Source organism: Cupriavidus sp. a3, from assembly GCF_051015765.1.
In the GTDB taxonomy this organism is placed as follows: Bacteria; Pseudomonadota; Gammaproteobacteria; order Burkholderiales; family Burkholderiaceae; genus Cupriavidus; species Cupriavidus oxalaticus_A.
In genome coordinates this window covers 2,099,745-2,113,378 of record NZ_CP170643.1, presented here as the reverse complement: position 1 = coordinate 2,113,378, position 13,634 = coordinate 2,099,745, and the positions used below count along the sequence as shown (strand labels likewise).

The following is a 13,634-nucleotide window of genomic DNA, read 5'->3' as shown; positions in this document are numbered from 1 at the left end:
GATCGCCTCTGCCGTGCAAGCCGTTGCCTGGCGCGGGCCGGCTGCCATCTCGTGGCAGCGGCGTTGCGCCGGAATCATGGATCAGTTAGTACGCATGCGCGGGGAAAGGCGGGCCCTTCCTCGGGGCGCTAGCTTGTTGTGTCAGGCAGGCCTGATGTTCTGGTTCACGCGGAACAGGTTGGCCGGGTCGTATTTGCGCTTGATCTGCGCCAGCCGCGCATAGTTGTCGCGATAGGACGCCCTCACGTTGTCATCGCCCTCATCCATCATCATGTTGATATAGCCGCCGCCAGCAGAGTACGGATGCAGCGCCAGCCAGTAGTCCTTCGCCCACTGCACGATGCGATCGTTGTTGGCCGGGTCGGGATCCACGCCGACAATCACGCTGGCAAAGTTGGCATCGCGGTAGCTGAAGGCCGTGTCGCCGCAACCGGCACGATGCGCGGCACCATTGATCGGATACAGGTGCATGGTCGAGTGCATCGACGGCAACTGCTGCGCGTACTTGATGTGCAGATCGATGGCTTTGTCGCTCAGGTCGCTGACGAAGTCGGCTTTCCAGTACCACTGCAAGCCAGCCGGATACAGTCCATCGAACAGGCTCTGCAGGACAGGCCAGGGGATTGGGCCGGCGAAGTCCACCGCTGGCGGCATGACCTCGCGAATCGCACGGAAATGCGTTTCGGCCTGGTCGAGCGGCCCGGTGTAGCACCACACCACGGCACACATCTTCTGCAGGTGGACTTCCTCCGGGAAAGGCGCCGCCGGCGGCACGGTGACGAAACCGAACCAGCCGTTGATGTGCTGCGGCGCGCTCAGGATGAAGTCGCGCCACCATGTCATCAGCTCGCGTGCCTGCTCCATCGGCCACAGCATCGGGCCGCCATAGACCGTCGCAACGGGATGCGCCTTGAACTCGAACGATGTCACCGCGCCAAAGTTGCCACCGCCACCGCGCAACGCCCAGAACAGGTCGGCATTTTCCTCTTCGCTTGCGGTGACGACGCGCCCGTCGGCCAGCACAACCTCGGCGCTGAGCAGATTGTCGATCGTCAGGCCGTAGGCGCGGCTGAGGTAGCCGATGCCGCCACCGAGCGTCAGTCCACCTACACCGGTGGTCGAGATAAAACCACTCGGCGTTGCCAGCCCATAGGCACTGGCGGCGTGATCCACGTCGCCCCAGGTGCAGCCACCGCCAACCCGCAACGTCTTGCGTGCGGCGTCGACAAGCACGCCCTTCATTGGCGACAGGTCGATCACCAGTCCACCATCGCAGGTGCCCAGCCCGGCGCCATTGTGCGCGCCGCCACGCACGGCCAGCAGCATCCGGCCGTCGCGCGCGGCGTTGACCGCTGCGATGACGTCCGCCACATCGACGCAGCGCGCGATGATCGCGGGATGCTTGTCGATCATGCCGTTGTACACGGCGCGCGCCTGGTCGTAAGCCGCCTCACCCGGCTGAATCAGCTGTCCCCGGAAATGCGCCTTGAGTGCGGTTGCGACGGGTTCGCTCAATGAAGCTGCCATGGTTGCCTCCTGTCCGGCTGGTATGCAGGAGTTTTAGCAACCCGGGCGTTTCGAAAGCGTTAGGTGAGCCGTTACATGGGGGACTCTGCCGCTCCACCGGCGCGCGGTGGCCGAGCCGGAACTAACGCGCGAGTAACGCCCGCGCGCTGACGATGTCGGGCTGATCGAAGCCCTCGGTGCATCGCGCAAGCGGCGCCTCGACCACCTTATGCGGATCGACGCGCCCCTGCGAGGTTCGCAGCGTTGCCCACGACAGGGCTGCACGCAGTTCCAGCGGCAGCGCGCGTTGGGCTGTGGCGATCTCGATCGCCTGCATCAGCGAAGACTCGGCTGCGGCAAGATCGGCACTGCTGCGCAGCAACAATTCACCGCGCAGACGGTGCAGTTCGGCATCCATCCAGTGCTCGCCCGTGCGCCCGGCGCATTCAAGCGCCTGGTCAAGGGCCGCCAACGCAGCCTCGGTCTCGCCTGCGTCGCCCAGGCATTCAGCCAGCATGGCCAGGTAGAGCGGCAGGCGCAGGCGTGCACCCGTCGCGTGAAAATCCTCGATCGCCGCCTGCATCGACGCCACCGCGTCGGCGCCAGGAGACTGTTTCGCATTGGCCCAGGCGAGCAGCATGCCTGACCACGCGAGGTAGTAGCCAACGTGGTACTGGTCGGCAATCTCGTGCGCCTGGCGGGCATAGCGCAGCGTGAGACCGTGCTCACGTCGCAGCGCATGCTGCGTCGCGAGGTATGACAGCGCGAGCGCCTGGGAGAACGGGTGCGCTACCCGGTTCGCCGCCCCCAGCGCTTCGTGTCCACGCTGAAGGGCCTGATCGGCAAGCCCGCCGAACCACAATGCGTGCGCCGACCACGCTGCGGCCAGCACGCCGAAGTTACCGCCCATCAGGGACGTATGCTCCGCGTGCTGGGTTTCGTCATAAGCGCGGTGCGCACGTTGATATGCGGGCTCGGCGGCCATCCAGTCGCCTTGCTGGACCAGGCTACCCATGACGCTGGTCCATGCCATCACCGAGTAAGTATCGGAGCCCAGCGGCCCCAACCTCGCAATCAGTTCCTCGCTCAGGCTGCGTGCCTGTGCAAGTTCCGCCCTCACCGCCAGAAAAAATGAAAGACTGACCTGGGCGCGTGCCTGCTGGCTGGTGTCACCCGCCAGCCGGCTCAGTTCCACCGCGCGTCGCAGCGGCGCCTCCAGTTCGGGGGCGGCCCAGCCCCGGGCGATGCGAATCGGTGGCGCAAGGTCGAGTTGCAGGGCCAGCGACTGACTGGCGCGCTCCTGCGGATCGGCAATCCGGTCCGCTTGCACCAGGCCGCGCATCAGCAATGCGATGGCATCGTCATAGGCATAAACACTTTGCGCAACGGCCGCCGCGCGCCGATAGAATGCCGCCGCCTCGGCTGGCAGGCCCGCCTGCGCATAGTGCCACGCGATCTGCGCGCTTGCCACGTCGGGCCCATCGCCCGGCGCCTGCTCGAGCGCTCGCGCCACGCGCAAATGCAGGCGGCGGCGCTGCAACGGGCTTACTTCGGCGTATGCCACGTCGCGGATCTTGTCATGGCTGAAGTCAAACGCCAGGCCGCTACCGTCGGTCTGGCGCACGATGCGCCGCTGCCACAGTTCGTCCAGGGCCCCTGCCAGGGCATCATCGCCGAGGTCGCTGGCCTGGGCGAGGATGTCGGTCGTGAATGCCCGTCCAATGATTGCGGCAACCCCGACGATATCGCGAGCGCCGGGGGGAAGCTGCGCCAGCCGGTTCGAGATAATGGTGTAAACCTTGGGCGGCAACTTCGACGCCATGCCGCCCTGTGCGTTCCCGACCGGCATCGTGTCGGAGCGAGCCCGCATCATTTCGATCGCAAACAGCGGGTTACCCTCGCTCTCCTTGAACAGCCGGGTTGCCTCCGCGTCGGCCAGCGGTCGGTTCAGGATCTGGGCTGCTACCTTTGCCGTTTCGGCGGCATCGAGTGTTGCCAATGAGATCTCGATGAGCTGATCGTCGCGGCGTAGTGCGTCCAGCAGCCGGTTCGAAGCGTGTCGCGGCATGATTTCCTCGGGGCGCGCCGTTGCGACCACCATCAGCTTTGCGGCCGCGTCGAAACGCATCAGGAAGCGCAGCCATTCGAGCGTCTCGCCGTCGCACCATTGCAGGTCGTCCAGCAGCAGCAACAACGGCCCGCAGGGTGCAAGCACCGCCCGTGCAAGCGCCTCGAAGAACCGCTGGCGCTGCCAGTATTCGGTAAGAGGCGACGGCGGCGACAGTCCGGATTGCTGCGTGAGCAGTTCGGGCAACAGGCGCGTGACTTCGGTCAGCCACACCCTGTCGAGCTTGCCGATTGCGCCACTCAGGCCAGGACTGCGCAGCCAGCCGGTCACCGGCGCAAACGCGAGCTGGCCCTCGGCCGCATAGGCGCGCGCATGCGCCACAGTGATGCCTTGCTCGGCCAGGTGGACGAGCAATTCCTCCGCCAGGCGCGATTTGCCGATGCCGGCTTCGCCCAGGATCAGGACAAACTGCTTGTCCCCCAGCTGGGTGCGCTGCCAGACTTCAAGCAGCCGGCGCCATTCGTCATGCCGGCCGATCATTGGCAGCATCGCGTCCCGCGGGCGCTGGCGCTGCATTGAGGCGTCCTGCGCAGCCAGCCGTGCATAGGCCTCGCGCAGGGGCTCGCCCGGCAGGACGCTCAGTTCGCGAGCGAGCGTCTCCACACAGCTACGATAGGCGCGCATGGCCGATGCGTGATCGTGGTTCAGCGCATGCAGGCGCATCAGCGCCAGGCAGGTGGGTTCCCGGCACGGATCGAGCCGCTGCAACTGCTGTGTGTACTTCAACGCCTTGGCATAGTCTCGCCGCTCCTCACTCAGTTGACCGAGGCGCGCGAGCGCCGCGATGCACTGTTCGCGCAACCTTTCGCGCTCGGGATGGATCCACTCGTCATAGCAGTTGGCCAGCAGGTCACCGCGATAGAGATCCGCGGCATGCGTCAGCAGCGCTTCTTCAGCGCCTGCGTCGCCGTGCCTCAAGGCCCTTGCCGCAGCCGCAAGCGCGGACTGGAACTGCGCCACGTCGACGTCGAGCGCCGAATCGGGCAGCCATCGCACCGATTGCGCATCGGCATGGATAAACTGATCAGCCTCCGGCCAGGCCTTGCGCAGCTGAAACAGCAGTTGACGCAGGGCGTTGCGCGCCTGCGTCTGCGAGGAATCAGGCCAGAACAGTAAGGCGAGCTGCTGCCGCGTCAGCGGTGCGTCACGATGCAGGACAAGGCAGGCGAGCAGCGACTGCAAGCGGGGCGCGTTTGCGTTAAACCGGGGCGCGTCAGCGCCGTCGAGCTGGAACTCGCCAAACAAATGGACGGAGAAGCGGGCCTGGGCAGTCATGCTGGAGCGCAATGCGGCACATAGCGATGGGGAACTCCTGCAGGCGGCTTGCGGTGCGCACTGCTGTAGCGCTCGTGCGGAACTCTCCAACGCCCCCAGCCTGCGCGAGCGTCATTCGTGACTATACTCTCGTTGGTGCGTCCCATCCGGGCAACAGCGGGACAAGCAGTTCACTCCCTCCCCCCGCCGTTCAGCCCCTCTTCCCTGAAGAGATCGCGTATGGGGCCATCAGGCAGCCAGTCAAAATCGCGCATGACGCGCAGACGGATCCGATCACCTGGCAGGACAGTAATCAGGCACTGCCGGAGCATGCTGCCTTCAGCCGGGTCGTCGGAGCATAAGCAACCGGTTTCTACTGCTTAATTTTCGGGTGATCGGTAGTTCTGAACGAAGCGCCTAAACAAGCCTTGGGCGAATGGGGTCTCGCCCAGCTTTCTTGGTTCATCGTAGATGATTCATTACGCGGAACCGGTATTGGCCGGCAGCTCATGGCAAGCGCAATGCGATTCACCGCTCCACCGACAGTGGTGCCGGTCTCGTGCCAGGCGTTTCGCTTGCTTCGGAGCGCAACATGCGCCCACAGTTCCCAAGCGATTTCAACAAATTTCCGTCATCCCTCTTGCATACGCGGCCGCTTTTGCTATTCTTCGCCGGTGCGCCACATCCAAAAATTGCTGTCAGGCGCGCATAAATCTACCAAGACACGACTATGGCCACGAAAGCGAAACCCGTAGCAAAGACTGCAACGAAGACCGCAGCGAAAAAAGCTGCCCCGGCTAAGAAGGCTGCGACAGCAAAGCCGGCCGCTCCTGCCAAGAAGCCTGCTGCCGCGGCCCCGGTCGCAAAGCCGCTGAAGGACACCTTCAACAAGTCGAGCCTCCTTGCCCACCTGGTCGCCCAGACCGAACTGGACAAAAAGACCGTTCAAACCGTTCTGGCCCACCTGGAAAACACCATGGTGAGCGCGATCCACAAGAAGGGCGCCGGCGAATTCACCTTCCCCGGCCTGTTCAAGGTCTCGGCTATCCAGGTCCCGGCCACGAAGAAGCGCTTCGGCAAGAATCCGTTCACGGGCCAGGAGCAGTGGTTCGCCGCCAAGCCGGCCAGCGTGAAGGTGAAGGTTCGCGCAATGAAAAAGCTGAAGGACGCTGCAGCGTAATCGTGACGGCTCCACAAGCAGAAAAAAAGCCCCGATGGGGCTTTTTTTACTGAGAATGGCGTAAGAACGCCGCAGCGCGGGCACTGCTGCCCACAGCTACGGCCCTAAGCCGCGCGACCACTTGTAGATGTCATAAGCAGTGATCGAACCTTCCCCGATATCAGTCTCGGCAATCCAGTTCGCCGGGAAGTCCAATCGTCACCGCTCGTCCGTCGGACATGGCGTCTATTCCTTGGCGATTGGCTACCACGTCAGTCTGTTCGCCTGCCTTCACGCGAAGTACGCCGGTAGCCCCAACGACGACACTACTTTGACTGATGCGGGAGAGGTATCGGCCACCTGACTAGCCGCCGGATCGCTTCGCGGACAGCACAGTTAGAAAGATCGCGTTCACCTTCCCGTGAATTTCGCTGGGCGACGCTCAATAAAATGTGCGACGCCCTCGGTGAAATCTTCGCTCTGGATGCTGTCGAACATTTCTGCGTTGGCCATGCGCGTGGCGTCGGCCAGCGACTGGAAGGGTTGCTCCCACAACTGCTGCTTCATCACCCGGATGGAACGTGGCGAGACGTTCTGGGCAAGATCGTCGGCATAGTGGAGCGTCTGCGCCATCAGCGCATCCGGATCAAACACACGGTCCACCAGCCCAATCCGCAAGGCTTCTTCCGCCAGCACCTTGCGCGCGGAATACAGCAGGTCGGCTGCATGGCCGGGGCCCACCACGCGCGGCAGCAGCCACGAGATACCGTGTTCGGCAATCAGGCCCCGGCGAGAGAAAGCGGTGCTGAACGCGGCGCTGCTGCTGGCAAAGCGCATGTCACTGTATAGGGCAAATACCAGGCCCAACCCGGCAGCTGCGCCATTAATGGCAGAAATCACCGGCTTTCGCATCGCAGGGAAATAACCATATCGGGTCTGGTAATCGGCTCGCCGGTTCATGTCAAACGGCCGCATCCATTGCTCGGCGCGGATGTCGCCCGGCGGGAGCACTTCAAGTTCATTGATGTCCATCCCTGCGCAGAAGCCCTTCCCTGCGCCGGTCAGCACCACCACACGGACGTTATCGTCGCGGTCAACAGCTTCCATCGTGTCGCGTAGTTCCGCCTCCATGACCTTGGTCAGTGCGTTGAGCTTGTCGGGGCGGTTCATCGTGACGACGGCAATGTGCTCGCTCTTGCCGGCGCGAGTAACGTTAATCTGGCTTTCCATGTCGTGTTCCTGTCAATACATTGCTTGTGGATTACGGAAGCTGAATCGATTTCGGCTCCAGAAACTCTTCGAGCCCATAGACGCCCCCTTCTCGCCCGACACCGGACATGCCAAAGCCCCCGAACGGCGCCGCTGGGTTAAACCGCGCACCATTGACGTCGACCTGCCCTGCCCGCAGGTCATTGGCCACAGTCATACCCGTGGCGTCGTCCGCGGCCCAGACCGCCGCCGCCAGTCCATAGGATGTGGCGTTGGCTAAGGTGACGCCCTCGTCAACCGTCTCATAGGTCAATACCGCAAGCACCGGACCGAAGATCTCCTCGTTTGCCAGGCGGCTGTCGGGAGCAACGCTGCCGAAGATTGTCGGGGCAACGAAATAGCCTGCGTCCGGCACCGGTGCGTCAACTCCGCCAGCGATGAGATCGAACCCTGCTTGCTGTGCCTCCGCAATATGCGCCCGCACGCGGTCACGTTGCTGCGCCGACAACAAGGGGCCGATGCGCGTATCCGGATCGGCTGGATCACCAAGCCGCATCGCTGCCGCCGCATCGGCAAGCAACTGCCTGCAAAGCGCGTAGTCCTCACGCGCAACAATCAGCCGGGTTGTCGCACTGCAGGTCTGTCCCGAGTTGAGAAAGCAAGAACTGACCGTCGCCTTGACCGCCTTCGCCAGGTCAGCGCCAGGAAGCACCACGGCTGCGGACTTGCCGCCAAGTTCCATCGACAGGCGCTTCATATCACGGGCAGCCAGCGCGGCCACCTTGCGTCCCACCGCCGTGGAGCCTGTGAACGACACCATCTGGACATCGGGGTGCGACACCAGCGCCTCACCAGCAACCGCACCACCCGAAACAATGTTGAGGACGCCAGCCGGCAGCTTTGCCGCTTCGCAGGCGGCGATCAGTCGCCCGGTCACCGATGGTGCCAACTCCGACGGCTTGAGCACGACCGTGCAGCCAGCCAGTAATGCTGGTGCCAGCTTGGCAGTAATCTGGTGCAGGGGGTAGTTCCATGGCGTAATCGCCGCCACCACGCCGACAGGGGTCATCGTGACACGCGAATTGCCGACCGTGCTGACAAACGAAAACGTCTCCGCTAGCGCCGCCGTGGCGCGCCACGCGGCGATCGGCGCGTCGACCTGGATCCGCCGAGACAGCTTGAGCGGCATGCCGACTTCACGGGAGATGTCCTGCGCGAGCTCTGCGGCGGCCGTTTCCAGTACGTCGGCCAGTGCTCGCAGATACGATGCCCGCAGTGTTGCACCGATGCCATGCCAAGCCGGCAGTGCCCTCCTGGCCGCCGCGACCGCCTCAGCAACGTCATCGGTATCGCCAAGACGAACCTCGACCAAAGGAGTTTCGGTCGCGGCATCATAGACCAGAATCGTTTCGTTGCTGCGGATCGGGGTGCGCTCACCGCCAATATAGTGTTCGGACAACTGTTTCACTGTGATTCCCTTGAGTTACGTTTGCCCAGGAATCCGGCCATCACGCGCTGCGGCTCACCATCGGCGTAGCACTCCAGCTGCGCCCGAATCCCGGCGATGCAAGCTTCGTCAAAACCCGGTTGCGTCATCGCCCGGAAACGTTGCTTGGACAGGCGCATGGCCGTCGGCGGCAATGCACCGAGCGACCGGGCGCGGGCAACGGCCGTCGCCATGAGGTCCGATTCACTGCTAAGTCCGGTCACCAGCCCGACATCGAAGGCTCGCTGGCCGCTGATCAATTCGCCGGACAGCGACATCTGTACGTTGTGGGTGTGCCCGACGTGCAGCGTCATCAGGTACGAACCGACGATGCTTGCCAGTCCTGCCTTCACTTCAGGCTGGCCCCAGCGGCTATCCGGCGTGGCCAAGCGCCAATCAGCGCACAGGGCGAGTTGAAAACCCGCTCCCGCGGCCACGCCGCGTACGGCGGCCACGCAGGGCTTATCGAGGTCGCGCACGGCCTGGTACATGGCCCGTTGCCGGTTCAGCCAGGGCACGATTTGCTGCCATGTCACGCCTGCCGCTTCTTCAAGATCCTGCCCGGCGCAGAATGCGCGCTCCCCGGCACCGTTCAGCACGATGGCGCGCACCGCGGGGTCCGCATTGAGGCGGCTTAGCGCGTCAATCAACTGGCCTCGCAGGACATCGTTGACCGCATTCATTCGCGCGGGGCAGTCAAGTGTGACGATGCTGATGTCGCGATCCTGTTCAATCCGTATGGCTTCCACGTCCTCAGGCTCCCTGCAGTTCCACGACGGCGTCGACGGCGCTGACCCCTTCGCCAGCAGCCATCACCATCAGCGGGTTGATGTCGACAGATTTCAGCGCCGTGCGATGACGCAACGCCCAGTTGCCGAGTGCGACGGCGGCAGACGCCAGTGCTTCGAGATCGAGCGCCGGGATATCGCGGTAGCCCTCGAACAACGGCGCCAGCCGCAACCGCGCACAGGCTGCCTTTACGTCATCGGCGCTAAAGGGCGCCAACAGCGTGACGATGTCCTTGCGCAGTTCGAGCAGCGTCCCCCCCTCGCCGATCATCACCAGCGGGCCGAACACGGGGTCGATCGATACGCCTAGCGCGAACTCATGGCGCCCCTTGACCATCGTCGCGACCACCACGCGCGGCGATGCCACGCCAAGCCGCTGCAGCTTGTCGAAACAGTCCTGCGCGGCGTGGGCGACGCCGGCGGCATCGGTCAGGCGAAGATGCACGAGGCCGTGCTCGCTCTTGTGCGGCACGGCTGCTGCGCAGCCCTTGACCACCACAGGCACGCCACCCAATGCGCTGAACGCCGTCACAGCCTCGTCGACGCTCGCGCAGAAGCGGTATGGCACCACCGGCACGCCTGCTTCGGCAAGCAGCGACAGGCTCCTTGCTTCATCCTGCATGCCGCGACCGTCGAGCGGACATGGCTCCAGGCGCGGCGATGTGAGGGCGACAGCGTTCAACTGATGGTGGGCGGCATACTGCGCCAGCGCCGCGATGGCGTCCGCTTCGGTGACAAACGCCGGTACGCCATGGCGTGCAAACACCTCGCGCACGGTCTGCTGCGGAGCGCTGGCGACAAGCGGCTTGCCGTAATGCCCGCTGAACGCGGCGGCATCGCGGGCCAACGCCTCAACGTCATAACCTGGGCCCGCCACCGGAATGCCAACCATCACCATGTCTGCCTGCGGATCGGCTGCCAGCGCATGCAGCACGCGCGGAAACATATCGCCCTTGCCCAGCAAGGCTGCCGTCATGTCGAGCGGGTTGCTGGCGGTGCCGAATTCAGGGAGGATCTTGCCCAGTTCGCGCAGCGTTGCAGGCTGCAGGTCGGTGAGCGGCAGCGCTTGCTGTTCGGCCAAATCGGCCGCCATCACGCCAACGGCGCCGCTGTGGCTCATCACCACCGTGCGGCCCTGCCCTGGCGCCCGGCCCTGCAGATAAAGGGGGACGGCACGGACCAGTTCGCCGATATCGCCCGCGCGCCAGATACCGTGGCGGGCGAGGAATGCGTCGATGGCTGCGTCGTTACCAACCAGTGCGCCGGTATGGGAGGCCGCCGCCTGGGCACCACGGCGGCTGTTGCCGGCCTTGATCGCCACAATGCTGGCCCCGCGTGCTCGCGCTACGTCCGCAGCCCGAGCAAGCTGTGCGGGGTCCGAGATCGATTCCAGGTAGACGAGGATCAGCCGCACTTCGGGATCCTCCGCCACGGCTGCAGCCATTGCGCAGGCATCAAGGTCCGCGTCGTTGCCGGTGGCCACCAGATAGCGCACGCCGTAGCCGGCCTGCCGCAAAAGCGCATAGGGCATGACGCTCGCCGCGCCACTCTGGCTAATGATCGCTATCGGGCCATCCTTTGGCGCAACCTCCATGAACATCGTGGAGAAGTTCAGGACCGCCCCACTGGCGAAGTTCGCCGTGCCCTGTGCATTCGGGCCTACGAGCCGCATCCCGCTGGCGTTGGCTACGCTCACCAGTTCCTGCTGGCGCTCCCGGCCGGCCGTGCCGGTCTCGGCAAACCCCGACGCCATGATCACCGCCGCCTTGACACCGGCCGCGCCGCATTGCCGCACCTGCTCCAGCGTGGCATCGCCTGACACGGCAATGACGACTGCGTCCGGCGTCTTGCCAATGGCTCCGAGATCCGGATACGCGCGATAGCCCTGTATGGTGTCTCGCGCCGGATTCACAGGGAAGACTTCACCGGTGTAGCCAAACGTGCGCATGTAGTGCACCGGCCGGCCACCTACCTTGTTGGGATTGTCCGAGGCGCCGACGACGGCCACCGATGCGGGCGCGAACAATGCGTTGAAAGTTTCAGTCAAGGGTCGCTCCCGAGGCCTTAACCACCGGCGACCACTTGCCGGCGTCATGCTGGATCAGCGTGGAGAAATCAGCCGGCGTGCCAGGCAAGGGGCGCGCGCCAAGCGCGGCCAGCTGGCTCTGTACCTCGGCCTGTGCGAGCACAGTCTGCAGTTCGCTGTTGAGGCGGCGGATCACTTCTGGCGTGGTGCCTTTTGGCGCGGACAGCCCGAACCAAATCGTTACGTCGAAGCTGGGCAGGCCAGCTTCCGCAATCGTTGGCACCTTGGGCAGCGCATCCGAGCGCTTGGTGCCCGTGACGCCCAGCGCCTTGACCTTGCCGCTGCCGATGTACTGCACCTGGCTCGATACCGTATCGAACATCATCGAGATGCGACCGCCGAGCAGGTCGGTGAACGCCGCTGCCGACCCCTTGTATGGCACATGGACGATATCGATGCCGGCCATCGATTTGAAGAGCTCGCCCGACAGGTGATTGGAGCTGCCGTTGCCAGCCGAACCGAATGTCAGCGTGCCCGGCTTCTGCCTGGCTAACGCCATCAGGTCCTTGACGTTGCTGACCGGCAAGCTGTTCGGGACCACCAGCACGTTTACCGTCGAGGCTACCGAGCCCACGGCCTCGAACGACTTGAGCGGATCCACCTTCAGCGAGCGATAGAGCACCGGGTTAATCGCCATGGTGCCCGTGGTGGAAAAGAACAACGTGTAGCCGTCGGGCGCCGCCTGCGCGACCGCTTCGGTGGCGATGGTGCCGCCCGCCCCGCCGCGGTTGTCGATCACTACTGGCTGCCCAAGCTGCTGCGACAGGTGTTGGCCGATCAGCCGCGCCATGGCATCGGTGGGGCCGCCGGCCGGGAAGGGCACGACCAGGCGGATCGGCTTGGTGGGATACCCGGTCGCAGCGCCGGCCACGGCACCAAATGCGAGTGGACCCGTGGCAAGCATCAGCGCGCACAGCGGTCGCCGGAATGCGCTGAGTAAAGAGGAAAAATGGGGCATGTTGTCTCCATATCTGTCTGGCGCCCTCCTCCTGCGGGAAGGGCTGATTGCAGTGTATGGAGTCCATGGCCAATGCAAAAGAGTAGAATCTGCGATACCTGATATCGACTTTATAGATGGGAAGCGCTGTGAACCTGAAGCAACTGGAGACAGTGGCGCTGGTGGCCGAAGTCGGGTCACTGTCGCGTGCCGCGCGTGCGCTGGGAATCGCTCAGTCCCTGGTAAGCCGCACCATTGCTCAGATTGAGACGGAGTGGGGCGACAGGTTGTTCGACCGGACTGGTCGTGGGGTGGTGCTGTCAGAGTTCGGGAAGCGGATTTTTCCGCACATTGAGCTTCTGCTCGCTCAGTCGGCGCGACTCAATGATGAAGTCCGGAACGCGGCCGGTATTCCGTTCGGGGTGGTACGTATCGGCATCCTCCCATCTATGACGCGCCGGCTCGTTCCCGCCTTATTTGCCGACCTGCGCGCGAGCGCACCGGGCGTTCGCTTGCGCGTGACGGAAGGCTTCAGCGGCCAACTCGATGAGCAGCTGGAATCCGGCCACCTCGATATCGCAGTCATTAACCGCTATGGTCCTGGACCGCGGCAGGCCGAGGATATCCTGGCGACTGTTTCAACTTACCTGGTATGTCCGCCCCAGCATGCCTTGGCTGGCGAGCCGACTGTCGCCTTCCATCGACTGCATGGCGTACCCCTGGTCCTGCCGCCTACGCCGAATGGCCTTCGCTCCATCCTTGACCAACATGCGCGCCAGCAAGGCATTGTCCTTGACGTCGCGCTTGAGGTGGAGTCGCTCAACACCATGAAGGAAGTCGCCTTGTGCGGGCATGCCATGACGATCCTGCCTTTGCTTGCCGTCGATGACGAAGTGGCTGAGGGCCGGCTGGCAGCGGTCGAGATCGTCGACCCCGACCTGCTCAGGTCAATCGCGCTCGGCGTCACGCAGCACCACCCGCTGTCCCGTGCGGCCCGGCTGGTTCTTTCCCGGCTTCGCGCATTGGTGCCACGTGTCGCAAGCGCGAAGCGCGCATGAGGCTGTTGACAGCGTCCCGTCTA

9 protein-coding genes and 1 pseudogene are annotated in these 13,634 nt (G+C 64.1%); 2 read left to right on the top strand and 8 right to left on the bottom strand.

Annotated elements, in window-relative coordinates; all coding sequences use genetic code 11:
* Nucleotides 1-141 precede the first annotated feature (141 nt).
* The 3 genes and pseudogenes from ACAD63_RS10295 to ACAD63_RS10285 form a co-directional block, all read right to left on the bottom strand.
* Nucleotides 142-1,527 carry an FAD-binding oxidoreductase gene (locus tag ACAD63_RS10295; protein WP_195429440.1) on the bottom strand — a complete coding sequence of 462 codons (1,386 nt, stop codon included), beginning with the start codon at nt 1,525-1,527 and terminating at the stop codon, nt 142-144.
* Between the two features lie 121 nt (nt 1,528-1,648).
* A complete protein-coding gene (locus ACAD63_RS10290) occupies nt 1,649-4,909 on the bottom strand; it encodes an AAA family ATPase (RefSeq protein WP_434033886.1) in 3,261 nt (1,086 codons plus the stop codon).
* 188 nt (nt 4,910-5,097) lie between these two features.
* Nucleotides 5,098-5,214: pseudogene (locus tag ACAD63_RS10285) on the bottom strand (transcriptional regulator); the annotation flags it as partial.
* A 404-nt stretch (nt 5,215-5,618) separates the two neighbouring features.
* Between ACAD63_RS10285 and ACAD63_RS10280 the strand changes: the two are divergent.
* Complete coding sequence (locus ACAD63_RS10280; RefSeq protein WP_133098069.1) at nt 5,619-6,068, top strand: HU family DNA-binding protein; 450 nt, start codon at nt 5,619-5,621, stop codon at nt 6,066-6,068.
* A gap of 390 nt (nt 6,069-6,458) precedes the next feature.
* On the opposite strand, the gene ACAD63_RS10275 is transcribed toward ACAD63_RS10280, so the two are convergent.
* From ACAD63_RS10275 to ACAD63_RS10255, 5 genes are read right to left on the bottom strand one after another with little or no spacing between them, the layout of a single operon-like run.
* Nucleotides 6,459-7,277 (bottom strand): enoyl-CoA hydratase, encoded by an 819-nt coding sequence (locus tag ACAD63_RS10275; protein WP_434033885.1) that lies wholly within the window; start codon nt 7,275-7,277, stop codon nt 6,459-6,461.
* A gap of 31 nt (nt 7,278-7,308) precedes the next feature.
* The gene (locus ACAD63_RS10270) at nt 7,309-8,724 is read right to left on the bottom strand and encodes an aldehyde dehydrogenase family protein (RefSeq protein WP_434033884.1); all 1,416 of its coding nucleotides are present in this window, start codon (nt 8,722-8,724) and stop codon (nt 7,309-7,311) included.
* A complete protein-coding gene (locus ACAD63_RS10265; protein ID WP_434033883.1) occupies nt 8,721-9,491 on the bottom strand; it encodes an enoyl-CoA hydratase/isomerase family protein in 771 nt (256 codons plus the stop codon). Before ACAD63_RS10265 ends, ACAD63_RS10270 begins: the two co-directional genes overlap by 4 nt.
* 4 nt (nt 9,492-9,495) lie before the next feature.
* Complete coding sequence (locus tag ACAD63_RS10260) at nt 9,496-11,625, bottom strand: acetate--CoA ligase family protein (RefSeq protein ID WP_434033882.1); 2,130 nt, start codon at nt 11,623-11,625, stop codon at nt 9,496-9,498.
* Nucleotides 11,570-12,574, bottom strand: a complete 1,005-nt coding sequence (locus ACAD63_RS10255; protein ID WP_434033881.1) for a Bug family tripartite tricarboxylate transporter substrate binding protein — start codon at nt 12,572-12,574, stop codon at nt 11,570-11,572. Before ACAD63_RS10255 ends, ACAD63_RS10260 begins: the two co-directional genes overlap by 56 nt.
* A gap of 128 nt (nt 12,575-12,702) precedes the next feature.
* Between ACAD63_RS10255 and ACAD63_RS10250 the strand changes: the two genes are divergently transcribed.
* Nucleotides 12,703-13,611 carry a LysR family transcriptional regulator gene (locus tag ACAD63_RS10250; RefSeq protein ID WP_434033880.1) on the top strand — a complete coding sequence of 303 codons (909 nt, stop codon included), beginning with the start codon at nt 12,703-12,705 and terminating at the stop codon, nt 13,609-13,611.
* Nucleotides 13,612-13,634 lie beyond the last annotated feature (23 nt).